Origin of the sequence: Aureimonas endophytica (assembly GCF_014642635.1) — a bacterium.
In the GTDB taxonomy this organism is placed as follows: Bacteria; Pseudomonadota; Alphaproteobacteria; order Rhizobiales; family Rhizobiaceae; genus Plantimonas; species Plantimonas endophytica.
Genome location: NZ_BMIQ01000002.1, coordinates 531,447 through 554,768, shown reverse-complemented (window position 1 = coordinate 554,768; position 23,322 = coordinate 531,447). Strand labels below are relative to the sequence as shown.

Here is a 23,322-nt window from a genome sequence, read left to right as displayed (position 1 = left end):
ATGACCATGCCTTCCTTGATGCGCCAGGAGATCGACGAGGCGCCGGCCGCCGTGGAGCGGCTGCTCGGCACTTCGGGCGACGCCATGCGGGAGGCCGGCGCGCTGCTCCGCCGGCTCGATCCGCGCGTCGTCGTCACCGTCGCGCGGGGCTCGTCGGACCAGGCGGCGACCTTCCTGAAATATGTCACGGAACTGCGGCTCGGCGTTCCGGTCGCCTCGCTCGGCCCCTCGCTCGCCTCCGTCTACGGCGCGCGGCTCCGCCTGCCGGGCGCCGCCGGCATCGGCATCTCGCAATCCGGCCAGAGCCCGGACATCGTCGCCCTGATGCGCCGGGTGCGCGAGGCCGGCGCCGAGACGATCGCGCTGGTCAATGCCGAGAACTCGCCGCTGGCGGCCGAGGCCGGGCGGGCGGTGCCGCTGGCGGCCGGGCCGGAGCGCAGCGTCGCGGCGACGAAGAGCTTCGTCACCTCGGCGGTGGCGGCGCTCGGCATCGTCGCCCATTGGGCGGAGGACGAGGCCCTGCTCGCCGCGCTGGCCGCCCTGCCGGACGCCCTGTCCCGGGCGCTCGCCATGGACTGGTCGGCCGCGCTGGAGCCCTGCCGGCAGGCGAGTTCGCTCTATACGGTCGGGCGCGGTCCCGGCCTCGCCATGGCGGGCGAGGCGGCGCTGAAGTTCAAGGAAACCTCGATCCTCCATGCCGAATGCTTCTCGGGGGCCGAACTGATCCACGGTCCGGTCTCGCTGGTCGAGAGCGGCTTTCCGGCCTTCGTCTTCATGCCGGACGACGCGGCCCGGCCCGGCATGATCGACGTCTGCCGGCGCCTCGCCGAGAGCGGCGCGGCGCTCTTCGCCATCGGCGGCGAGGCGAACCGGCCGACCGCCCTGCCCCATGCGCCGACCGGCCACCCGCTGACCGAGCCCCTGTCGATGATCCTCTCCTTCTACGGCTTCGCCGAGGCCCTGTCGCGGGCGCGCGGCCACGACCCGGACAATCCCAGGGGCCTGCGCAAGGTCACCGAGACGGTCTGACGCGGCGCGGTCGTCGCCGGCCGCGCCCCGCCTATGTTCCCCATCGTGGACGGGCGCTTCGGAGGGCGGTCATGGGCCTCGATCGAAGGATGGTTCTCGCGGGCCTGGCGTTCGGCGCGGCGCCGCGCCTCGCCTTCGGGGCCGAACCCGCCCCCGCCCGCCAGCCCTATCCGGACGATGCCGCGCCGCCGCTCTTCGCGGAGGACTATGCGGCGGCGCGGCGCGGCTTCGCGACGCATCTTCTCCGGCGCGGGCCGGCGCCGGACGAGGGCGAGTCGCTCGACGCACCGCCCGGCGCGCGCCGCATCCGCTATCGCTCCGACGGGTTGGACCTCACCGCCTGGCTGTCCGAACCGGTGCCGGCGGGCGAGACACGCCCGGCGATCCTGTTCCTGCACGGCGGCAACGCGCTCTGGCACGGCCATTGGGATCTGACGAAGCCCTATCGCGATCAGGGTTTCGTCGCGCTGATGCCGGCGCTCCGCGCCGAGAACGGCCAGCCCGGCGCCTTTTCCGGCTTCTACGACGAGACCGCCGACGTCCTGGCGGCGGCGGCAGCCCTGCGCGCCGTGCCGGGCGTCGACACCTCGCGCCTGTTCCTCGCCGGCCATAGCGTCGGCGGCACGCTGACGCTGCTCGCCGCCCTCGCCTCGCCGCTCTTCCGGGCGGCGGCGGCCTTCTCGCCCAATCCCGACGCCCGCGCCTTCTTCGGCCGTTTCGCCGAGGACATCCGCTTCGACACGGCCGATCCGCGCGAATTCGAGATGCGCTCGGCCGTCTGCTATGCGGGAAGCTTCAAATGCCCGGTGCTGATGCTGCACGGTTCGAAGGAGCTGCGGACCGAGAACGCGATCCGCCTCACCGCCGAGCGGGCGACGGCGGCCGGCCGCAAGGTCCGGCACGGCATCGTCGCCGGCGACCATACATCCGCAATCCCGGGCGAGACGGCGGAAAGCCTCGCCTTCTTCGGCGGGATCTGATCTCATCGCGCCTTGGCAGCGATCTGCTCGCCTTGCCCTTCGTCATCCCGGCCTTGAGCCGGGATCCATGCCAAGCCGGTCAAGGCGGGCCGGGAACGATGCGGAAGGGCACCCCTTTCTTGTCCCCACCCATGCTGCCTCGCCGAGGCATGGATCCCGGCTCAAGGCCGGGATGACGAAGCTGAGACGGTTTCGCCAAACATCAAGGCATAAGCGCGCCAGGATCCAAATGGAGGCTCAGTGCTCCTTGTAGGTCGGCTCGGCGTCGCGCAGCATGCCGCGATAGATGCCGGGCGAGGAGCCCTCGATGCCGATGGCGCCGACGCAGCGGCGATAGAAGTCCTGCGGGCCGGCGGCGCCGATCACGCCATAGCCATAGCCCTGGTTGCGCATGTCGGTGAGGCAGGCGAGGAGCAGGCCCTGGCCGGCCCCGAGGCCCCGCGCCGTCTCGTCGACGCCGGTCGGGCCGAAGAAGCCGCGCGCCGTCGCGTCGTAGCAGGCGAAGCCGATCAGCTCGCCCCCCTTCACCGCCAGGAAGCAGGCCGGCGGCTGGCGCGCCATCGCCACCGTCGTCTCGCTCACCCAGCCGGCGCCGAAGCGCGGCTCGATCCAGCGGTTGATCAGCACGAGTTCCGGCGGCAGCGCGCGGCGGATCTCGATGCCCCCTTCGGCGAGGCGCCGGTCGAGCGCCGGATCGGGCGCGAGGTCGTAGAGCTTCACGAGCATGTCGAGCGACATCGGATCAGCCTTTCACGGCGCCGGCGGTGAGGCCGGAGACGATCTTGCGTTGGAAGAGGAGGACGAGGACGATCAGCGGCAGCGTCACCGTGACGGAGGCCGCCATGATCTGGCCGAAGGGATATTCGTAGCGCGAGGCGCCGGAGATGAGACCGATCGCCACCGGCACCGTGCGGTTCTCGTCGGTGAGGATGAAGGTCAGCGCGAAGAGGAACTCGTTCCAGGCCAGGATGAAGGCGAGGATGCCGGTGGAGGCGAGCGCCGGCCCCATCAGGGGCAGGAGGATGCGGGTGAGGATGCGCCAGTGCGAGGCGCCGTCCATCACCGCCGCCTCCTCCAGCTCGCGCGGAAACTCGCGGATGAAGCTCGTGAGGATCCAGGTGGTGAAGGGTACGGTGGAGAGGAGATACGTGAGGACGAGCGAACTCGGCCGGTTGAAGAGGCCGAGCCATTGCACCAGCTCGAACATGCCGGAGAGAACCACGACCTGCGGGAAGATCGAGATCATCAGGACGAGGATCAACACCGCCCGCCGCTGCGGAAACTCGATGCGGCCGAGCGCATAGGCGGCGCTGACGCCGAGGAGCAGCGAGATCGCCGTCGTCGAGGTCGCGACGAAGACCGAATTGGCGAGCGAGCGCATGAAGACCGGATTGGCGAAGAGCAGCCGGTAGTTCGTGAGATCGAGCGCCGGCAGGAGCGCCCGGTCGAAGAGCGCGTCGCCCTGCTTGGTCGAGGAGACGATCGCCCAGTAATAGGGAAAGAGCGTGTAGACGAGGGCGAGCGCCAGGGCGGCCATCATCAGGCCGCGCTTCACGCGCCGGGCCCGGCGGTGGCGCAGCGCGGCGCGGCGGCGGGCGAGCGAGGCCGGCGAGGAGAGCGGCAGGGCGGCGTCCATCAGACCTCTCCCGCCGCCCGGTCGAGCCGCAGCGCGCCGATGATCAGGATCGCGACGAGGGCGACGATCAGGAAGACGGAGGTCGAGGCGGCCGAGCCGATGCCGAGCTCCTGGAACGAGATCAGCCGGTTCCGCGCATAGATCGACATGGTCATGATGTTCTCGTTGCTGGCGGAGAGCACATAGGCGAGGTCGAACATCCGCAGCGCGTCGAGCACCCGGAAGAGCACGGCGACGCCGATCGCCGGGCGCAGCAGCGGCAGGGTGATCGACCAGAAGCGTTTCCAGGCCGGAATGCCGTCGACCTCCGCCGCCTCGAAGATCTCGCCCGGCAGCAATTGCAGGCCGGCGAGGATGAGAAGCACCATGAAGGGCGTCGTCATCCATATGTCGATGAAGATGGTGACGCCCATGATCAGCCAGGAGCCGGAGGTCCAGGCGATGCCGTGCTCGGCGAGGCCGAGGCCGACGATCGCCTTGTTCACGATGCCGAACTGGTCGTTCAGCATCCAGTCCCAGATCTTGGTGGAGACGACGACGGGAATCGCCCAGGGCACGAGGATCGCCGCCCGCACCAGTCCCCGCCCCGGGATCGCCTCGTTGATGAGAAGCGCGATGCCGAGGCCGAGCAGGGTTTCGAGCGAGACGGACAGAACCGTGAAGACCAGCGTGTTCCTGACCGCCAGCCAGAAGGACGGGTCGCGCGCGACCTCCAGGAAGTTCTCGAAGCCGACGAAGCCATAGGTGGTCGGGTCGTCGAGATAGGCGTCGGTGAAGGAGAAGAAGAAGGTGCGGCCGAGCGGCCAGAGGGCGACGAGCAGCATCGCCGCCGCCATGGGGAAGAGAAAGAGCCAGGCCGCGCGATGCTCGCGGCGTTCGAGCCGCGTCGTCATGCCGCCGCGCCCTGGCGAAGGGCGGGCGCGAGCCGCCGCCCGTCCTCGGCGAAGAGATAGAGATCGTCGCGGTCGAAGCCGAGCGCCACCGTCTCGTCCACCGTCGCCGCCGGCACGCGGCCCGGCAGGCGCAGGGCGACGACCGAATCGTCGGACAGGCGCACATAGGCATGATGCTCGTGGCCGAGATCCTCGATCCGTTCGAGCCGGCCCGAGATCGCCCCCTCGCCCGGCGCCACGAGCCGCAGCGCCTCCGGCCGAAGGCCGATCTCGGCGACGCCCGGCAGGCCGACCGGCAGGGCGAGACCGCCCGCGCCCGTGAGGACGCCCGCCTCGTCGCGCACCTTCAGGAAGTTCATGCGCGGCGAGCCGATGAAGCCGGCGACGAAGCGGCTCGCCGGCGCGTGATAGAGTTCGCTCGGACTGCCGACCTGCTCGATCCGCCCGGCATTGAGGACGACGATGCGGTCGGCGAGCGTCATCGCCTCCACCTGATCGTGCGTCACATAGATCATGGTCGTGCCGAGTTCCTTGTGGAGCCGGGCGATCTCCACCCGCATCTCGGCGCGCAGGTCCGTATCGAGATTGGAGAGCGGCTCGTCGAACAGGAAGACCTCGGGCTTGCGGACGAGGGCCCGGCCGATGGCGACGCGCTGGCGCTGGCCGCCGGAGAGCTCGCGCGGGCGCCGGCCGAGGAGATGGTCGACCTTCAGGAGCCGGGCTACCTCCTTCACCTTGGCGCGGATCGCCTCCTTCCGCTGCCCCGCCGTTTCCAGCGCGAAGCCGATGTTCCGCTCGACATTCATATGCGGATAGAGCGCATAGGACTGGAAGACGAAGGCGACGCCCCGCGCGGAGGCGGGAACGTCCGTCACCGCCTCGCCGTCGATCGCGACCTCGCCGCGCGTCACCGGGATCAGCCCCGCGACCATGCGGAGCAATGTGGACTTGCCGCAGCCCGAAGGCCCGACGAAGACGACGAACTCGCCGTCCTCGATCCGAAGATCGACGTCGCGGATGACGTCGATCGTGTGGAAGCTCTTCGAGACGCCGCGAAGCTCGACGGAGGCCATGGGAAGATCGCCCTCAGCGCGCCGCGCGGATCACCGCGCGTCCTTCTGCTTCTCGATGCGGCCCGCCATCGCCTTCAGGCCCGATTCGACATTGCCGCCGGTCAGCATGTCGTGGACGCCGCGATAGAAGGTCTGGGAGACGCGGTTGTAATTGGCGCCGGCATAGCCGGAGGGCCGCGTCGCGGCATCGGCGAAGGCGGCGCTCGTGTCCTTCAGGAAGGGAAGCTTGGCCAGGATGTCCTGGTCCTGGTAGAGCGCGGCGATCGAGGGATTGTAGGCGCCCTCGACGGCGCGGATCTTCTGCATTTCCGGGCCGGTGATGTAGCGCACGAAGCTCGCCGCCGTTTCGGCATGCTGCGAATATTTCGAGATCGCGACATACATCGGGCCGAGACAGCCGCTCGACTTCTGCCCGTCCTTGCCGACCGGCAGCGGCATCACGCCGACCTTGCCGGCGACCTTCGAGCCCTCGCCGTTCGACGTGCCCCAGACATAGGGCCAGTTGCGGTGGAAGACCGAATTGCCGGCCTCGAAGACGGCGCGCGAGGCCTCTTCGTCATAGTTCAGCGTGCCTTCCGGGCTGATCGTGCCGATCCAGCCCTTGGCCTTGGTGATCGCCTCGGCGGCGGCCGGATTGTCGATCGTCACCTTGCCGTCCGGGTCGATGATCGTGCCGCCGCCATGCGAGGCGACGAGCTCGATCGCGTCGCAGGTCAGGCCCTCGTAGCTCTTGGCCTGCCAGGTATAGCCCCAGAGATCGCCCTGGCCGGCGGCGCGCTCCTTGTCCTGCACGGTCTTGGCCTCGCTCGCCAGCTCGTCCCAGGTCTTGGGCGGCTGCAAGCCGTATTTGTCGAGGAGGTCCTTGCGATAATACATCAGGCCGACATCCATATACATCGGCATCGAGATCAGCTTGCCGTCGAGGAGACCCGCCTCCAGCGTCGCCTTGAAATGCTGCGCCTGCTCCTCCTTCGGCACGAGGGGGCCGAGATCCATCAGGTTGTTCTTGAACATGCCGAGCCAGATGACATCCAGGAAGAGCACATCGACATCCGGCGACCTGGCGGCGAGGAGCTGCTGGAAGAGCGGGATCGCGTCGTCGAGATTGGCCGGCATCTTGTTGATGTTGGCGACGTTGCCGGTCTTCTCGCCCCAGTTCTTCGAGGCCTTGACGCAGAGGTCGTAATCCGTCGCGCCGCAGAACATGGTGATCGTCTCGGCCCGGGCCGGGCCAAGGGCGAGCCCCGACAGAAGGGTGGCGGAGAGGGCGAGGGTCTTCCAGGACATGATCGATCTCCCTGACGGCGGAACCGGAGCCGCGGGATCCAAACAGAACCCGCCGGTACTGGTATTGGATTGGACCTCCGACTGCCTGTCAAGTGAACTTCCAGAATGCGCTGCACAAAATTGCGCCGCGCATCGCCGCGATCAGCCGGCCGTCGAGCCGAGCCGCAGCGCCGCGCCGAGAAGTCCGGCATTCGGGCCGAGCTGGGTGGCGGTGACGAGCGGCTGGTCCATGCGGCGGAGGATGCCGCGCCGCACCGCGCCGTCGAGCAGCGCCAGGAGTTCCGCGCTGTTGGCGAGGCCTCCGGCGACGGGCACGGCGGAGGCGCCGGTCGCATTGACGATCATCGCCAGCGGCCCCGACAGGAGGTCCAGCCAGAGCGCCACCACGGCGCCGGCCGTCGCCTCGCCGGCCTGCCAGGATTCGACGATGACGCGGCTGTCGCGCGCCTCGCCATGCAGAAACAGGTCGAGGCGCTCCAGGCCGCGCGCGCTGCCCACCGTGTCGATGCAGCCGGTCTGGCCGCAGCCGCAGGCGAAGGCCGGGGCCGGCGGCGCGCCGGGCGCGGCCGGGCGGATCACCGGGCCATGGCCCCATTCGCCGGCGACGCCGCCAGCCCCTTCCACGATCCGCCCGCCGGCGACGAGGCCGCCGCCGACGCCGGTGCCGAGGATCACCCCGAAGACCACCGGATGGCCGGCGCCGGCGCCGAGCAGCGCCTCGGCGAGCACGAAGCAGTCGGCATCGTTGGCGATCGCCACCGGCCGGCCGAGCGCGGCTTCGAGATCGGCGCCGAGCCGGCGCCCGTCGATGCAGGGAATATTGGCGACCTTGGCGATGCCGCTCCGGGGATCGAAGACGCCGGCGATCGAGAGCGACAGCGGCACGCCCGCCGGCAGCCCGGCGCAGAGGGCGCCGAGCGCTTCGCAGAAGCCCGGCCAATCGGCCGCCGGGGTCGGCACGCGGATCTCCGGCTGGAGAGCACCGTCGGCGGCAAGGCGCGAGGCCTTGATGAAGGAGCCGCCGATATCGGCGCAGACACCCGCGACGCCGCCCGCCGGCACAGCCTTCGGACGATAGGCCTCGGGAAGGACGATCGGTGGCGACGCCATGGCATGCTCTCATGTTGGGGAAGACGGGGGCGCGGCTTCGGCGGCGCTTTCCGACCGGGGATCGGCCGGTTAGAGCATTGGCGAGCCCGGTCCCGCAATGGCGGGTTGCCCGTTCCTGCCGCATGGATCCGCCCGATGACCGCCTCCGCGCCGCGCGTGCTTCTCGAAATCTGCGTCGATTCGCCGGAGGGTCTGGCGACGGCCGTCGCGGCGGGGGCCGACCGTGTGGAACTCTGTTCGAGTCTCGATCTCGGCGGTCTCACCCCCTCGCCCGGCCTGATCGCGCTCGCCGCCGCCGCCCCCGTGCCGGTCTATGCGATGATTCGGCCGCGCGTCGGCGATTTCAGCTTCTCGCCGCCGGAGATCGACGCGATGCGGGCCGAGATCGCGGCGGTGCGCGCCGCCGGCCTCGCCGGCGTGGTGCTCGGCGCCTCGCGTCCCGACCGGAGCCTCGACGCGGCATTGTTGGCAAGGCTTTGCGAGGAAGCGGCCGGTCTCGGGCGCACGCTCCACCGCGCCTTCGACCTCGTGCCCGACCCGTTCGCGGCGCTCGATCTCGCGATCGAGCTCGGCTTCGAGCGCATCCTCACCTCCGGCGGCGCGCCGAACGCGCTCGCCGGCGCCGAGGTCCTCGCCGCGTTGCGGCAGCGGGCGGCGGGGCGGATTTCGATCATGCCGGGCAGCGGCGTCCGGCCGGAGACCGTGGCGGAAATCCTCCGCCGCACCGGAGCCCATGAGATCCACGCCTCCGCCCGCGCGGCGGCCCCGACCGCGCCCGATCTCGCCCGCTGGGGATTTGCCCCCGAACAGATTTTTGCAACCAGCGCGGCAGCGATCGCCCTCCTGCGCGAGTCGATTGAAACAGCGGAGAATTCCCTGCCCAGGAGTTAAGCATGCTCAGGCTTCGCGCTTGCGGAAGGCGGCGAAAGCCTGTCGTCTGCGGCAGGAAGCGGCCAGCGGCCTGTTGACGCCGGACCAAAGCTGTACCAATCTTGCGCCCATCAGCTTCGCCATCGAGCAGGAACCGGATACGCATGCGCGTCGGCATCATCGGACTGGGCTTTCGCCTCGGCTATCTCGGCCACGTGTTCAGCACGGTCGAGGAGAATTTCGAGATCGTCGGCTATGTCGATCCGCAGCCGGCCGGCCTGCCGGGCCTTCTCGAAAAGGGCATTTCGGCCGGCAAGGCCTATGCGACGCCGGAAGAGCTGATCCGCAACGAGGCGCTCGATCTCCTGATGATCGGCTCGCCCAATCATCTTCATCTCGACCATATCCGCATCGGCCTCGAAGCCGGGCTGAAGGTGTTCTGCGAGAAGCCGGTCGTCACCACGATCGAGCAGAGCCTGGAACTCGCCGCCCTGATGGCGCGGCACGGCCATGAGCGCCTCGCGGTCGGGCTCGTGCTGCGCTATTCGCCGATGTATCGCGATCTCCTGGCGGCGCAGGCCAAGGGGCTTCTCGGCGACGTCGTCTCGATCGAGGCCTCCGAACATATCGCCCCCTATCACGGCGCCTTCTTCATGCGCGACTGGCGGCGCTACGAGCGCTATGCCGGCAGCTTCATGCTGGAGAAGTGCTGCCACGACCTCGATCTCTATAACGGCGTCGTCGGCGCGCGGCCGGAGCGGGTGGCGAGCTTCGGCGGCCGCAAGAGCTTCGTGCCGGCGAACGACCCGGCCCAGGCGGGCGTCAACGATCTCGACGTCTTCCACCGCAAGCCGAGCGGCTGGATGGGCTCGGACAAGGTGTTCGATTCCGATGCCGACATCATCGACTATCAGGTCGCCATCGTCGAATATGCCAACGGTGTCGGCCTCAACTTCCACACCAATCTCAACGTGCCGGACGAATTCCGCCGCTTCTGCGTGATCGGCACGCGCGGCATGGCGGAGGGCGATTTCGTCCGCGCCTATCTAAACGTCCACGAGGTCCTGAGCGGCGAGAAGGTCGTGGCGAACGAATATTCGCGCCAGACCACCCTCTCGCATCATTACGGCGCCGACGAGCAGATGGCGGCGGATATCCTCGCCCATCTCCAGGGCGGCGCGCCGCTGCCGGTCTCCACCCTCAACGCGCTGGAAGCCGGGCTTCTGGCCCTTTCGATGGACGAGGCGCGCACGAAGCGCACCGTCGTCGACATGCGCCCGCTCTGGGACCGCTTCGACGAGGCGCTCCAGTCGCGCCGCGCGGCCTGACGGGAGCCGGCCCGGTGTTCGACAAGCGGGGCGCCACGCTCTTCGCCTGGGCGCTGCTTCTTCCGGCGATCCTCTATATCGCGGTGATCGTCGCCTATCCGCTGGTCGAGACCGGCATCCTGTCCTTCACGGACGCATCGCTGAAGCGCACGACCGCCTGGGTCGGATTCGCCAACTACGACAAGATCTTCAACGAGACCTTCGCCGGGGTGATCCTGCGCACCTTCGTCTGGACCTTCTTCTCGGTCCTCCTGAAGATGATCATCGGCACGTTCGGCGCGGTGCTGCTGAATTCCGCCGTGCCCGGCCGCTCGCTGTTCCGCCTTCTCACCATGCCGCCCTGGATCGTGCCGATGGCCATCGGCATCTTCATGTGGGGCTGGATGTATAACGGCCAGTTCGGCATGATCTCGGGCGTCCTCCAGAATCTCGGCCTCGCGAGCGGCCCGGTCGCCTTCCTCGCCTATGGCAACAGCGCTTTCTGGGCGACGATCGTCACCGACGTCTGGATCGGCGTGCCGCTCGTGACGCTCTATCTCCTCGCCGCGATGCAGGCGATTCCGGGCGATCTCTACGAGGCGGCCTGGACGGACGGCGCCGGGCGCTTCTACCGCTTCCGCCGCATCACCCTGCCGCTCATCGTGCCGGCGCTGATCACCATGTCGATGATCTCGCTGATCTCGACCTTCAATTCCTTCGACATCATCTGGATTCTCACCAAGGGCGGCCCGTCCGGCTCGACCACCACGATGATCATCGACACCTACAAGACCGCGATCGGCTCCTACAAATATGGCGAGGGCGCCGCCCGCGCCGTGCTGATCTGCCTCTTCCTGTCGGTCTTCTGCTTGTTCTACTTCCGCCTGACGAGCCGCCTGTCGACGGAGCCGGCCCGATGAAGACGACGCCCTCGATCAACCGCTACCGCTGGTACGAGATCATCGCGATCTATGCCGGCATCCTCGTCTTCCTGGCCTTCCTCCTCGCGCCGTTCCTCGAAGGCTTCCTCGTTTCCCTGAAGCCCTTGTCGCTGCTCTTCTCCTCGCCCTATCGCTTCTGGCCGGAGAACGGTTCCTTCGCCGCCTACCGCACCATGTGGGAAAGCGTGCCGGGCTTTGGCTGGTACATCTTCAATTCCTTCTTCATCTCGACCGTGGCGACGGTCGTCGTCCTGTTTCTCGCCGTGCCGGCGGCCTATGCCTTCTCGCGCTTCGCCTTCCGGGGACGCGGGCCGCTGCTGGCGAGCTTCCTCGCCGTCAACATGTTCTCGGGCGCGGTGCTTCTCATTCCGCTCTACCGGCTGATGCGCGCGATGGGCGTCCTCAACACCTATCTGGCGATGATCGTGCCGGGCGTCGCCTTCCTCATCCCGACCGCGGTCTGGCTGCTCAGGACCTACATGCTGCGCATCCCGCGCGAACTCGAAGAGGCCGCCTATGTCGACGGCGCCAGCCGCTTCTACACCTTCCGCCGCGTGATCCTGCCGATCGCCATGCCCGGCATCATCGTCGTGACGATCACCACCTTCATCGGCGCCTATGCCCAGCAGTTCATCTATGCGCTGACTTTCAATTCCAAGACGGAATACATGCCGCTGCCGGTCGGGCTCTTCGCCTATTTCGGCAAGCAGGAAGTGGTGTGGAACGAGCTGATGGCGGCGAGCTTCGTCGGCATCGCCCCCGCCATGTTCGTGATCTTCCTTCTTCAACGCTATCTCGTCGCGGGCCTCACCGCCGGCGCCGTGAAGCAATGACCGCCTGAAGGCGGCCACGACCTCCAGCAACAGGGAAATCCCATGCTCAAACGTTTCTCGCTTCTCGCCGGAACCCTCGCCCTCTTCGCCGGCACCGCGCTGCCGACGCTGGCCTCCGCCAAGGACATCAGCTTCATCTACTGCGGCGACAAGATCAATCCGGTCCATGACAAGGCCTTTAAGGCCTGGAACGAGAAGAACCCGGACGACAAGATCGCGCCGGAACTCGTCGGCTGGGAACAGTGCCAGGACAAGGCGACGACGCTCGCCGCCGCCGGCAACCCGGTCGCCCTCGCCTATGTCGGCTCGCGCACGCTGAAGCAGTTCGCGCAGAATGACCTCATCGTTCCGGTGCCGATGACGGATGCTGAGAAGGCGAGCTACCAGCCGCACATCGTCGACACGGTCACCTTCGAGAACCAGCAATGGGGCGTGCCGATCGCCTTCTCGACCAAGGCGCTGTTCTGGAACAAGGATCTCTTCAAGCAGGCCGGCCTCGACCCGGAAACCCCGCCCAAGACCTGGGAGGAGGAGATCGCCTTCGCCAAGCAGATCAAGGAAAAGACCGGCATCGCCGGCTACGGCCTCGTGGCGAAGACCTTCGACAACACGCTGCACCAGTACCTGCACTGGGTCTACACCAATAACGGCACGATCACCGACAAGGACGGCAACGTCACGCTCGACAGCGCGCAGAACCTCGCGGCGCTGAAGGGTGTGAAGGACATCACGCCCTATTCCGAGGAAGGCCCGACCGCCTACGAGCAGAACGAGGTGCGCGCCATCTTCCTCGACGGCAAGGCGGGCATGATCCAGAATTCGACCGGCGCCATCACCCGCCTGGAGAAGACCAAGATCAACTGGGGCGTCGCCAACCTGCCGCTCGGCCCCGAGGCCAAGGGCCCGGGCACGCTGCTGATCACCGACAGCCTCGCGATCTTTAAGGGCACCGGCGTCGAGGACAAGGCGATCGAATTCGCCAAGTTCCTGACCGCGCCGGACCGCCAGGAGGAATACGAGCTCCAGGGCGACGACGGCCTCGTGCCGCTGCGTCCCTCCGCCAATGTCGACAAGTTCGTCGCCGACCATCCGGCCTGGAAGCCCTTCATCGAGGGCATCAAGTTCGGTGGCCCGGAGCCGCTCTTCACCGACTACAAGGGCTTCCAGAACGCCATGATCGAGATGGTCCAGTCGGTCGTCGCCGGCAAGGCGACGCCGGAAGAGGCGCTGAAGAAGGCCGCCGGCGAGATCGAACAGTACAAGTGACGTTCCGGCGCCGCGCGACTCCTCGCGCGGCGCCCTCCCCTTTTCGCTGCGAAGGGCCGGGCCGATCCCGGCCGCCGGAGAGAGCCCTTTGGGACAGCTCAGCCTCAGACAGGTCCGTAAATCCTACGAGACGCTGGAGATCATCAAAGGCGTCGATCTCGACGTGCGCAATGGCGAGTTCGTCGTCTTCGTCGGCCCGTCGGGCTGCGGCAAGTCCACGCTGCTGCGCATGATCGCCGGGCTGGAGGACATCACCTCCGGCGACATCGCCATCGACGGCAAGAGGGTCAACGACCTGCCGCCGGTGAAGCGCGGCATCGCCATGGTGTTCCAGTCCTACGCGCTCTATCCGCATATGACGGTGTTCGAGAACATCGCCTTTCCCCTGCGCGTGGAGAAGATGGCGGAAGCCGAGCTCCGCGCCCGCGTGGAGAATGCCGCGCGCATCCTGCATCTCGACCAGCGCCTCCAGCAGAAGCCGGGCATGCTGTCCGGAGGCCAGCGCCAGCGCGTCGCCATCGGCCGCGCCATCGTGCGCGAGCCGAAGATCTTCCTCTTCGACGAGCCGCTGTCCAATCTCGACGCGGCGCTGCGCGCCGACATGCGGATCGAACTCGCCAAGCTGCATCGCGAACTGAAGGCGACGATGATCTACGTCACCCACGATCAGGTGGAGGCCATGACCATGGCAGACCGGATCGTGGTGCTGAATGGCGGCCTCATCGCCCAGACCGGCGCGCCGCTCGAACTCTACCACAAGCCGGCGAATGTCTTCGTCGCGACCTTCATCGGCAATCCGAAGATGAATCTCCTGCCGGTCACGGCGGTCGGCGTCGGCGAGACCGGGGTGGAGGTCGAATACGAGGGCCAGCGCGCGACGATCCCCGTCGCGCCGCGCGCCGGCCTCGCCGGCCGCCGCCTGACGCTCGGCATCCGGCCCGAGCATCTGCTGATGGGCCCGGCCGACATATCCTTGACCGTCGTGCCGAGCGTGATCGAGCGCCTCGGCGCCAATACCGTCGCCTATGCGGCGCTCGGCGGCAGCGAGGGCGAGAATTTCTGCGCCGTCCTGCCGGGCACGGCGGCGGTGCGGCCCGGCGAGGCGATCCCCGCCGGCATCCGCGCGACGGACTGCCACCTTTTCGACGAGGACGGCCAGGCCTTCGAGCGCCGGGTCGACCTGTCCGACGTCGACTTCGCCATCATGAAGGCGGCGGCCGCCTGACGGGCGGGACAGGCGATGTCGGCGACCCGTTCATGCGAGAAGGGATGTCGGCACGCCGATGAGCGGCCCGGCCTCGGCGAGGCGCCGGTCGAGCGTATGGAGCGTGGCGCCGTGATCGGCAGCCACCGCCGGATGCAAGGCATCACCCGCGCGGAGGTTCAGGTGAGGCTGATCGACGAAGGTCGCCGCGAGGCGGAAATGCCTGGTCGCCACGGTAAGCAGAGTGAAGCTTTCCGAGACCAGCCTGTTGAACAACGCCAGGGCGTTCGCTCGCTGGTCCAACGTCATCTGGCCTGTCCTGAGCTTGATCGCCAAGGCGGAAGATGTTTCAGTGAGTATCCAGTCGCTGATCGCCAAGCCTCCCGGTTCCTGCGCCGCAAGCCAATCTTGCGCGCAGACAGTCGCCCGTTCGTTCGACAAAGCAGCGACGATCAGAGACGTATCGGCGTAGTTCATCAGAACCTTTCATCGTCCCGCATGGCTCGGACGAGATCGGCCGCTTCGATCCTTGTCGGCGACTGGGCTGCGGTCAGAGATCGCAGAAGCGCGAGGTCGATCCACTTGCGTGGGATTTCGACGGTGCTCAACCGCGCCACCGAACGACCACGCCGGGTGATCTCGATCGTATCGCCGGCCTCGACCCGATCGACCAATTCGTCAAGATGGGCCTGCGCTTCGGCAAGACTGATCACGTCCATGATCCTCTCCTGATCGCGCGCGCCTTCGTGGAGCCACCGGCGCGAATGATCGCCGATCCTAGCACCCATCGGTCGATCTGGCCGCAGCGGACGACAGAAAAATGGAGGGGACCATGCCGAGCGCTTCCTTTCGCCTGAGCAGCCTCTGGAGGGACGAGGGCACGGGCAACGGCCGTTTCGTCTTCGAGCTTCTCAATCTCGGACCGGAGACGATCGCGGAGTTCCGCCTCGTCTATACGGCGCTGACGCGGGTGATCGAGCCGGAGGCGAGCCGCAATGCGCGGCTGGTGCGGCGCGACGCGAACTATCACGAATTCGCCCCGCCGGCCGGCCTCGCCCTGGCGCCCGGCGCCACGTGGCGCTTCGAGGTGGGCGGACTGCACCGCCCCGCCCGGCACTGCACCGACGGGCCGAAATCGGCCTATCTGACGCTGGCCGACGGCTCGCATGTCGACATCGCGATTTCCGGCCTCGCGCTCGAAGGCCGCGTCAGCGAGCCGCCGCCGGTGCTTCTTCCCGACGTGGCCCTTCCCCTGCCCTTCGCCTTGCAGCCCTGGCCGCGCGCCATCGAGGCCGAGCCCGGCGAGACGCTGCCGGTGACGCTCCATCCGGCGCCCGGCACCGCGCTGGAGGATCTTCGCGCCATCCATACGGTGCTGGCGCTGTTCCAGCGCCTCTTCCCGGCCGGTCACGCGCCCTTCTCCTTCGCCGCCGATCCGCAAGGGCGGGCGCTGCGCCTCGCATCCGATGACCGGCTCGCGCCGGACGGCTACGAGATCGCGTTCGCGGCAGACGCCGTTACGCTCGCCTATGGCGGGCCCGCCGGCCGGCATTATGGCCTCGTCAGCCTCGCCCAGCTCCTCCATGGCGCACGCGAGGCTTCGGCGACCTTCACCTTTCCCGAGAGCGGCACGATCGAGGACGCACCGCGCCATGGCTGGCGTGGCTGCCATCTCGACGTGTCGCGCCAGTTCTATCCAGTGGCGGACGTGCTGCGCCTCCTCGACATCATGGCTTGGCTGAAGCTCAATGTCTTCCACTGGCACCTGACGGATGACGAGGCCTGGCGGCTGGAGATCAAGGCCTATCCGGAACTCACCACGATCGGCGCGACGCGCGGCCCGGACACGCCGCTCCGTCCGCAGCTCGGCAACGGCGCGACCGCCGTGTCCGGCTTCTACAGCCAGGAGGACGTCCGGGCCGTCGTCGCCCATGCCGCCGCCCTTCATGTCGACGTCGTGCCGGAGATCGAGATTCCCGGCCACAATGCCGCGACGCTCATCGCGCTGCCGGACCTGACCGACGGCCAGGAGGCGCCGGACAGCTATCATTCGGTGCAGGGCTTCGCGAACAACGCGCTGAATCCCGCCGTGCCGCTGACCTACGAGTTCCTGGAAAAGGTGCTGGACGAGGTCGTGGCGCTCTTTCCCTCGCCCTATGTCCATGTCGGCGGCGACGAGGTGGCGCACGATGCCTGGATGGCCTCGCCGCTCGCCAAGAAGCTGATGGCGGAAGAAGGCCTCTCCGGCACGTTCGGGCTCCAGTCGCATCTCCTCGGCAAGGTGAAGGCGATGCTGACGCGGCGCGGCAGGAAGCTCGCCGGATGGAACGAGGTGGCCCATGGTGGCGGCGTTCCGCCGGAGGGCACGCTGCTGATGGCCTGGGAGAAGCCGGAGGTCGGCATCGAGCTCGCCAAGGCGGGCTACGAGGTGGTGATGACGCCGGGCCAGGCCTATTATCTCGACATGGTGCAGGGCGAGGAATGGCAGGAGCCGGGCGCCAGTTGGGCCGGCACCGTGCCGCCCGCGCATAGCTATGCCTACGAGGCGGCCGGCGATTTCCCGGAGGAGTTGCTGTCGCGGCTGAAGGGCGTCCAGGCCTGCATCTGGACGGAGCATTTCCTGTCGCGCGCCTATTTCAACCGCCTCGTCTTTCCGCGCCTCGCCATCGTCGCGGAAGCGGCCTGGACGCCGCGCGAGAACAAGGACTGGCATCGCTTCGCCGCGATCGTTCCCCTCTGCCCCAAGCTCTGAGATCGAGACTTCCCATGCGCGTCGCCGTCGGTGGCATCCATACCGAATGCAGCACCTATTCGCCGGTCCTGGCGCGGAGCGAGGATTTCCGCGTCCTGAAGGGCGCGGACCTTCTCGCGTCCGAGTATTTCGACTTCCTGCCGACGGACGGGATCGAGATCCTGCCCCTCCTCCACGCGCGGGCGATTCCCGGCGGGCCGATGGCGCGCGCCGCCTATGAGGGCTTCAAGGCGGAGTTCCTGGCGCGGCTCGAAGCGGCGCTGCCGCTCGACGGGCTCTATCTCGCCATGCATGGCGCGATGAAGGTGGAGGGCATGGACGACGCGGAGGGCGATTGGATCGCCGCCGCGCGGGACGTGGTCGGCGCCGACTGCCCGGTCGCGGCGAGCTACGATCTCCATGGCAATGTCTCGCAGCGCATCGTCGACCAGCTCGACATCTTCGCCGCCTATCGCACCGCGCCGCATATCGACGTGCGCTCGACCATGGTGCGGGCCTTCACGATGCTGGTCGATGTCCTGAACGGCGCGCCGCGTCCGGGCGTCGCCTTCGCGCCGGTGCCGGTGCTTCTGCCCGGCGAATGTACCTCGACCGAGGACGAGCCGGCGAAGGGCCTCTATGCCCGCCTGCCGGAATTCGACGCCCGGCCCGGCATTCTCGATGCCAATCTGATGGTCGGCTATGTCTGGGCCGACGAGCCGCGCGCGACGGCCGCCGCCATCGTCACCGGGCTCGACCGGGCGGCGGCGCGGGCGGCGGCGGAAGAGATCGCCGGCGCCTATTGGGCGGCGCGCGAGGATTTCGGCTTCGGCCCGGTGACGGGGCCGCTGCCCGAGATGCTCGACCTCGCCGAGGCGAGCGAAACGCGGCCGGTGATCCTCGCTGATTCCGGCGACAATCCGACCGGCGGCGGCGTCGGCGACCGGGCGGACGTCCTCGCCGCTTTGATCCGGCGTGGTTTCCAGGGCGCGCTCGTCGCCGGCATCGCCGACCGGCCGGCGGTGGAGGCCGCCTTCGCGGCCGGCCTCGGCGCGCGGGCGCGGCTGAGGATCGGCGGCAGTCTCGACATCTCCAGCGATCCGGTGGAGGCGGAGGCGGAGGTGCTGCGCCTCGACGATCCGGGCGCGCCGAGCGACCGGCAGGCCGTCGTCGCGATCGGCGGCATCACGCTCGTCCTCGCGGCGAAGCGCCGGCCCTATCACGACCTCGCCGATTTCGCCCGGCTCGGCCTCGATCCGAAGGCCGTGCGGCTGCTCGTCGTCAAGTCCGGCTACCTGTCGCCGGAGCTCGCGCCGCTCGCCAATCCGAATCTCATGGCGCTGACCGAGGGCGTCGTGAACCAGGACATTCTGAGCCTTGCCAACGAGCGGCGGGAGGGGCAGAAGTTCCCCTTCCAGCGCGGCTTCGATTTCACGCCGAAGGCGCGGCTCTCGGCGCGCTGGAGCGACTCATAAGGCGAAGCGGCCCACGCGAAAGGCCGTTCCTCCGCCCTCATTCGAGACTTCCCGCCATGTCCGCGCTGGCCCTGCCCCTGCAGAACCCGGTGATCCGGGCGAGCATGCTGACGATCTTCTTCTACGGCTTCTCGGGCGCGGCGACCGCGCCCTATCAGTCGGTCGTCGGCATCACCGAGCTCGGTCTCGGCAACGGCCTCTATGCCGCGCTCATCCTCCTCGCCGCGACGGTGAACGTCCTCGTCAGCGTCTCGATCGGCATCCTCGCCGACCGGATCGGGCGCTACCGCTCGCTGATCCTGGCGGTGACGCTGTTCGGCGTCACCGGCTACGGCCTGGTCTTCGTCCTGCCCTCGCAGGCGAGCTTCGTGCTGGCGACGCTGCTTCTCCTGCCGATCTACCATTCGGTGAATTCGCTGCTCTTCGCCAATGTGCGCAGCACCACCGACCGGATGGGCCATGGCGATGCGAGCCTCGTCAATTCCACCGTCCGCTCGGCGATCTCGCTGTCCTGGGTCGTCGTGCCGGGCCTCGTCGCCGTGGCGCTCGCCGGCCGCCACAGCATGCTGCCGGCCTATCTGATCGCCAGCCTCGGCGCGCTCGCCTGCGTCCTCCTCGTCTTGTTCCTGCTGCCGCCGGAGGAGCGGCTGGCGGCGAACGCGGCGCCGTCGGTCTCCTTCCGCCTGTCCTTCGGCGAGGTCCTGTCGCCGCGCGTCACCGTGCGGCTCGTGGCGCTCGCGCTGATCGGCTCGACGCTGCATGTGAACGCCGCCGTGCTGCCGCTCATCCTCACTGGCGCGGCGAAGGGCACGACCACCGATATCGGCCTCAATGTCGGCATCGTCGCGCTGCTGGAGGTCGTCTTCATCTTCGTCTGGGCGCGGCTCCAGCGACATATGACGAAGGTGACGGCGCTGGCGCTCGGCACCGCCGTCTACGCGCTCTATCTCGTGCTCATCGGCTTCGCCTCGGCACCCTGGCAGGGCTATGCGCTGACGCCGATCAGCGGCTTCGGCGCGGCGGCGCTGATCAGCATCCCGATCACCTATCTCCAGGATCTGATGCGCGGGCGGCCGGGCCTCGGCAGCTCGCTGATCTCGGTCGCCTTCTTCCTCAGCGGCGGCGTCTCGGCCGGGCTCTTCGCGCTCGGCACGACGATCAGCGACTATCCCGGCACCGCCCATCTCGGCGCGGTGGCGGCGCTGCTCGGCGCCGGGCTCCTGCTGCTGCTCGACGGGCGGCGGGTGGAAGCCCCGGCGCTATAGGACCTTGCCGCGCGCCACGACCGGCCAGAGCTCCAGGCTGCCGTCGGCCCGCCGGACATGGACCGCGTCCACCATGTTGGTGACGACGCAGACATGGTTCGGCACGATCGAGACGCGGTCGCCCACTTCGAGCCTGATCGGCCCCTCGCTCACCAGCCGGCCATGTTCCTCGGAAAGCTGGTCGATCGCGATGTCCGGGCGCCCGCGCACCAGGCCGTAGCCGGAAAGGCCCAGAAGGTCGGAGGTCAGCACCTTCGAGCCGGCATCGATCAGGGCGCGATGCGGCGTCGGCACCGAAACGACGGTCGCGATCACCGACAGGGCGCAATCGGCCTCCGTCGCGACGCCGCGGGCGATCAGCGAGCGGTCGTTGTAGACATAGGTGCCGGGCCGGTATTCGGTGAGGATGCCGTCCGCCGCCGACCGCCAGATGTCGGGCGTGCCGCCCGAGGTGACGACAGGCACCGCGATCCCTTCCGCCTCGATCAGCGCCTTGGCGGCGCGCAGGAATTCGGCCGCCGCCCCGGCGCCGCCGGCGGCCGGATAGGTCATCAGCCCGCGAAAGGCGAGACCGGGCGCCGCCGCGATGGCCTGCGCCAGATCGCGCGCCGCCTCCGGCGTCTGGACGCCGCAGCGCTGGCCGCCGGTATCGCATTCGACGAGAACGCCGAGCGCCCGTTCCTCCCCGGCGAAGGCCCGCGACAGGCCCTTCACCACCGCCGCGCTGTCGGCGACGACCGACAGGCGGACGCGCCTCGCCAGCGCCTTCAGCCGTTCCAGCTTGGCCGCGCCGACGATGTTGTAGGTGAGGAGCACGTCGGCGATCACCGGCTCGGCCGCCACCAGCGCCTCCGCCTCGCCGATCTTCTGGCAGGTGATGCCGACCGCCCCGGCCTCGATCTGCGCCCGGGCGAGCTGAGGCAGCTTGTGCGTCTTCACATGCGGGCGGGCGGCAAGGCCCTCCGCCGCCGCATGCGCCTGGAAGCGGCGGATGTTGTTCTCCGCCACGGCGAGATCCACCAGCACGGCGGGGGTGTCGAATGGGTCGGTCACGATCGTCTCCGAAAAGCCGCTTGACAAGAAATGCAGCAGGCTCACAAATAGGTCAATCCGTTATTTGAGGCATATGTCCATTATAACGGACAATCGAATATCAACGGGCCGGAGCGCCCGAACTGGAGAGCGGCAATGGATGTGAAGTCCCTGATCCTCGGCCTCATGGCGACGGGTTCCGTCGTCCTTGCCGCCGGCACCGCCGAGGCCGGCAAGCTCGAAGACGTGCTGGCGCGCGGCAAGCTCGTCGTCGGCACCGGCTCGACCAACGCGCCCTGGCATTTCAAGGATGTCAGCGACACGCTGCAGGGCTTCGACATCGACATGGCGAAGATCGTCGCCAAGGCGCTGTTCGGCGATGCGGAGAAGGTGGAGTTCGTCAACCAGTCGTCGGATGCCCGCATCCCGAACATCACCACCGGCAAGGTCGACATCACCTGCCAGTTCATGACGGTGACGGGCGAGCGGGCCCAGCAGGTCAACTTCACCATTCCCTATTACCGCGAAGGCGTCGGCCTGATGCTGAAGGAAGGCGGCTCCTACGCGGATTATGCCGCGCTGAAGGCGGCGGGCTCCTCCGTGACGATCGCCGTCCTCCAGAACGTCTATGCCGAGGAACTCGTCCACAAGGCGCTGCCGGAAGCGAAGGTCGACCAGTACGACGCGCAGGACCTCCTCTATCAGGCGCTCCAGTCGGGCCGTGCCGACGCGGCGGCGACCGACCAGTCCTCCATCGCCTGGTACGTCACGCAGAATCCCGGCCAGTACAAGGATGCCGGCTATGGCTGGAGCCCGCAGACCTATGCCTGCGCCGTGGCCAAGGGCGACCAGGACTGGCTGAACTTCGTCAACACCGCGCTGCACGAGGCGATGACCGGCGTCGAGTTCGACACCTATGCCGCCTCCTTCAAGAAGTGGTTCGGCAAGGACCTCGCCCCGCCGGCGATCGGCTTCCCGGTCGAATTTAAGTAAGCCCGCCCGCCCCGGCGTCTTGGCGCGCCGGGGCTTCTTCCCCTCGCCGAGCGCTCCGATGGGATATACGCTGAACTTCGCCGCCGTCTGGCGGAACTTCGATCACCTGCTCTGGGGCCTCGGCCTCAGCCTCGTCCTGGCCGTCTTCGCGATCGGCATCGGCTGCCTCATCGGGCTCGTCCTCGCCTTCGGGCGGATCGGGCGCTCGCGCGTGCTGCGCGCCCTGTCCGGCCTCTACGTCACGGTCTTCCGCAACCTGCCGCTGCTCGTCCTCGTCCTCTTCTCCTTCTTCGCCCTGCCGCAGATGGGCCTCCGGCTGACGAAGACGAATTCCTTCGTCCTGGCGCTCGCCCTCTATTCGGGCGCCTATCTCGCCGAGGTGTTCCGGGGCGGCCTGCTTGGCGTGCCGAAGGGCATGCGCGAGGCGGGGCTGGCGATCGGCCTCACCGAAGGGCAGATCCGGCGGCGCATCGTCCTGCCGATCATGATCCGCGCCGTGCTGCCGGCGCTCGGGAGCACCTTCATCGGCCTCTTCAAGGACACCTCGCTCGCCGCCGCCATCGCGGTGCCCGAACTGACCTTCGAGGCCCGCAAGATCAATGTCGAGACCTTCCGCGTCATCGAGACCTGGATCGTCGCGAGCGGCCTCTATGTCGCGACCTGCTCCCTCCTCGCCGCCATCCTGCGGCGGATCGAGGCGCGGCTCGCCGTTTCGAGATGATGCGATGAGCGCTCCTCCCTCCTTCCTCGACCTCGTCTGGCTGGCGCGCTGGCCGCTCCTCTACGGGCTCGGCACGACGATCGCGATCTCGGCGCTGGCGATCCTCGGCGGCACGGTGCTCGGCACCGGGCTCGGCCTCGCCCTCGCCTATGGCAACCGCGTCACCCGCTTCTTCGCCCGCGCCTATACCGATTTCATCCGCGGCACGCCGGTGCTCGTCCTGGTGTTGGCGAGCTACTACATCCTCGGCACGGTGGGGCTCGACCTCTCGCCCTTCCAGGCGGGCGTCCTGGCGCTGACGCTGTTCTGCGCCTCGCATGTCGGCGAGATCACGCGCGGCGCGCTCCAGACCATCCATAAGGGGCAGAACGAGGCCGCCAAGGCCATCGGCCTCACCTTCGGCCAGACCTTCCGCCATGTGCTGGGTCCGCAGGCGCTGCGCCTCGCGCTGCCGGCCTGGATCAACACGGCGGCGGAGATGGTGAAGGCCTCGACGCTCCTCTCCGTCATCGGCGTCGCCGAACTCCTGCTGCGCAGCCAGGAGATCATCTCGCGCACCTTCAAGAGCCTGGAATTCTATCTCCTCGCCGGGCTGCTCTACTTCATCGTCAACTACGCCATCGAATGTCTCGGCCGCTATGTCGAGCGTCGAACGAGCCTAGCCTGAGGAGCGGCC

The 23,322-nt window shown here is 68.3% G+C and carries 23 protein-coding genes; 14 read left to right on the top strand and 9 right to left on the bottom strand.

Annotation, left to right across the window (positions count from 1 at the left end; all coding sequences use genetic code 11):
* Positions 1-1,029, top strand: coding sequence for an SIS domain-containing protein (locus tag IEY14_RS08875; RefSeq protein ID WP_188907848.1), 1,029 nt, complete (start codon positions 1-3; stop codon positions 1,027-1,029).
* A gap of 89 nt (positions 1,030-1,118) precedes the next feature.
* Positions 1,119-2,009 carry an alpha/beta hydrolase family protein gene (locus IEY14_RS08870; RefSeq protein WP_244639394.1) on the top strand — a complete coding sequence of 297 codons (891 nt, stop codon included), beginning with the start codon at positions 1,119-1,121 and terminating at the stop codon, positions 2,007-2,009.
* Positions 2,010-2,246: 237 nt separating this feature from the next.
* Here the strand turns inward: IEY14_RS08870 and IEY14_RS08865 are convergent, their stop codons facing one another.
* The 6 genes from IEY14_RS08865 to IEY14_RS08840 all read right to left on the bottom strand — a co-directional run bounded on the left by IEY14_RS08865 (position 2,247) and on the right by IEY14_RS08840 (position 8,008).
* Entirely contained in the window at positions 2,247-2,747 is a 501-nt protein-coding gene (locus IEY14_RS08865) for a GNAT family N-acetyltransferase (RefSeq protein WP_188907846.1), read from the bottom strand.
* A 4-nt stretch (positions 2,748-2,751) separates the two neighbouring features.
* Entirely contained in the window at positions 2,752-3,549 is a 798-nt protein-coding gene (locus IEY14_RS08860; RefSeq protein WP_373288950.1) for a carbohydrate ABC transporter permease, read from the bottom strand.
* Between the two features lie 95 nt (positions 3,550-3,644).
* On the bottom strand, positions 3,645-4,538 hold the full coding sequence (locus IEY14_RS08855; protein WP_188907844.1) for a carbohydrate ABC transporter permease: 894 nt from the start codon (positions 4,536-4,538) through the stop codon (positions 3,645-3,647).
* Positions 4,535-5,611: an ABC transporter ATP-binding protein gene (locus tag IEY14_RS08850; RefSeq protein ID WP_188907843.1), complete on the bottom strand. Its 1,077-nt coding sequence runs from the start codon at positions 5,609-5,611 to the stop codon at positions 4,535-4,537. The genes IEY14_RS08855 and IEY14_RS08850 overlap by 4 nt, the downstream gene beginning before the upstream one ends.
* Before the next feature lie 30 nt (positions 5,612-5,641).
* Positions 5,642-6,898, bottom strand: a complete 1,257-nt coding sequence (locus IEY14_RS08845) for an ABC transporter substrate-binding protein (RefSeq protein ID WP_188907842.1) — start codon at positions 6,896-6,898, stop codon at positions 5,642-5,644.
* A 141-nt stretch (positions 6,899-7,039) separates the two neighbouring features.
* Entirely contained in the window at positions 7,040-8,008 is a 969-nt protein-coding gene (locus IEY14_RS08840) for an ROK family protein (protein WP_188907841.1), read from the bottom strand.
* 135 nt (positions 8,009-8,143) lie between these two features.
* Here IEY14_RS08840 and IEY14_RS08835 point away from each other — a divergent pair, with 135 nt between their 5' ends.
* The 6 genes from IEY14_RS08835 (at position 8,144) to IEY14_RS08810 (ending at position 14,450) form a co-directional block, all read left to right on the top strand.
* The gene (locus tag IEY14_RS08835; protein WP_188907840.1) at positions 8,144-8,899 is read left to right on the top strand and encodes a copper homeostasis protein CutC; all 756 of its coding nucleotides are present in this window, start codon (positions 8,144-8,146) and stop codon (positions 8,897-8,899) included.
* Between the two features lie 143 nt (positions 8,900-9,042).
* Positions 9,043-10,206 carry a Gfo/Idh/MocA family protein gene (locus tag IEY14_RS08830; protein ID WP_188907839.1) on the top strand — a complete coding sequence of 388 codons (1,164 nt, stop codon included), beginning with the start codon at positions 9,043-9,045 and terminating at the stop codon, positions 10,204-10,206.
* A 14-nt stretch (positions 10,207-10,220) separates the two neighbouring features.
* Positions 10,221-11,105 (top strand): carbohydrate ABC transporter permease, encoded by an 885-nt coding sequence (locus IEY14_RS08825; protein WP_188907838.1) that lies wholly within the window; start codon positions 10,221-10,223, stop codon positions 11,103-11,105.
* Complete coding sequence (locus IEY14_RS08820; RefSeq protein WP_188907837.1) at positions 11,102-11,959, top strand: carbohydrate ABC transporter permease; 858 nt, start codon at positions 11,102-11,104, stop codon at positions 11,957-11,959. Before IEY14_RS08825 ends, IEY14_RS08820 begins: the two co-directional genes overlap by 4 nt.
* Positions 11,960-12,001: 42 nt before the next feature.
* Entirely contained in the window at positions 12,002-13,225 is a 1,224-nt protein-coding gene (locus IEY14_RS08815; RefSeq protein ID WP_188907836.1) for an extracellular solute-binding protein, read from the top strand.
* Between the two features lie 88 nt (positions 13,226-13,313).
* Positions 13,314-14,450 carry an ABC transporter ATP-binding protein gene (locus IEY14_RS08810; protein WP_188907835.1) on the top strand — a complete coding sequence of 379 codons (1,137 nt, stop codon included), beginning with the start codon at positions 13,314-13,316 and terminating at the stop codon, positions 14,448-14,450.
* Between the two features lie 30 nt (positions 14,451-14,480).
* Here IEY14_RS08810 and IEY14_RS08805 read toward each other — a convergent pair whose 3' ends face one another.
* The gene (locus IEY14_RS08805) at positions 14,481-14,906 is read right to left on the bottom strand and encodes a type II toxin-antitoxin system VapC family toxin (protein WP_188907834.1); all 426 of its coding nucleotides are present in this window, start codon (positions 14,904-14,906) and stop codon (positions 14,481-14,483) included.
* On the bottom strand, positions 14,906-15,148 hold the full coding sequence (locus tag IEY14_RS08800; RefSeq protein ID WP_188907833.1) for a type II toxin-antitoxin system Phd/YefM family antitoxin: 243 nt from the start codon (positions 15,146-15,148) through the stop codon (positions 14,906-14,908). Before IEY14_RS08800 ends, IEY14_RS08805 begins: the two co-directional genes overlap by 1 nt.
* A gap of 113 nt (positions 15,149-15,261) precedes the next feature.
* Here IEY14_RS08800 and IEY14_RS08795 point away from each other — a divergent pair, with 113 nt between their 5' ends.
* From IEY14_RS08795 to IEY14_RS08785, 3 genes are read left to right on the top strand one after another with little or no spacing between them, the layout of a single operon-like run.
* On the top strand, positions 15,262-17,181 hold the full coding sequence (locus tag IEY14_RS08795; protein WP_188907832.1) for a beta-N-acetylhexosaminidase: 1,920 nt from the start codon (positions 15,262-15,264) through the stop codon (positions 17,179-17,181).
* 14 nt (positions 17,182-17,195) lie between these two features.
* Entirely contained in the window at positions 17,196-18,635 is a 1,440-nt protein-coding gene (locus IEY14_RS08790) for a M81 family metallopeptidase (protein ID WP_188907831.1), read from the top strand.
* Positions 18,636-18,691: 56 nt separating this feature from the next.
* Complete coding sequence (locus IEY14_RS08785) at positions 18,692-19,900, top strand: MFS transporter (RefSeq protein ID WP_188907830.1); 1,209 nt, start codon at positions 18,692-18,694, stop codon at positions 19,898-19,900.
* Here IEY14_RS08785 and IEY14_RS08780 read toward each other — a convergent pair.
* Positions 19,895-20,953 carry an alanine racemase gene (locus IEY14_RS08780; protein ID WP_188907829.1) on the bottom strand — a complete coding sequence of 353 codons (1,059 nt, stop codon included), beginning with the start codon at positions 20,951-20,953 and terminating at the stop codon, positions 19,895-19,897. The genes IEY14_RS08785 and IEY14_RS08780 overlap by 6 nt on opposite strands.
* A gap of 165 nt (positions 20,954-21,118) precedes the next feature.
* Between IEY14_RS08780 and IEY14_RS08775 the strand changes: the two genes are divergently transcribed.
* Genes IEY14_RS08775 through IEY14_RS08765 form a run of 3 tightly spaced genes read left to right on the top strand, consistent with a single transcriptional unit; the run spans position 21,119 to position 23,313 of the window.
* On the top strand, positions 21,119-21,925 hold the full coding sequence (locus IEY14_RS08775) for a transporter substrate-binding protein (RefSeq protein ID WP_244639421.1): 807 nt from the start codon (positions 21,119-21,121) through the stop codon (positions 21,923-21,925).
* 58 nt (positions 21,926-21,983) lie between these two features.
* On the top strand, positions 21,984-22,646 hold the full coding sequence (locus IEY14_RS08770) for an amino acid ABC transporter permease (RefSeq protein ID WP_188907827.1): 663 nt from the start codon (positions 21,984-21,986) through the stop codon (positions 22,644-22,646).
* A gap of 4 nt (positions 22,647-22,650) precedes the next feature.
* A complete protein-coding gene (locus IEY14_RS08765) occupies positions 22,651-23,313 on the top strand; it encodes an amino acid ABC transporter permease (RefSeq protein WP_188907826.1) in 663 nt (220 codons plus the stop codon).
* Positions 23,314-23,322: the final 9 nt, after the last annotated feature.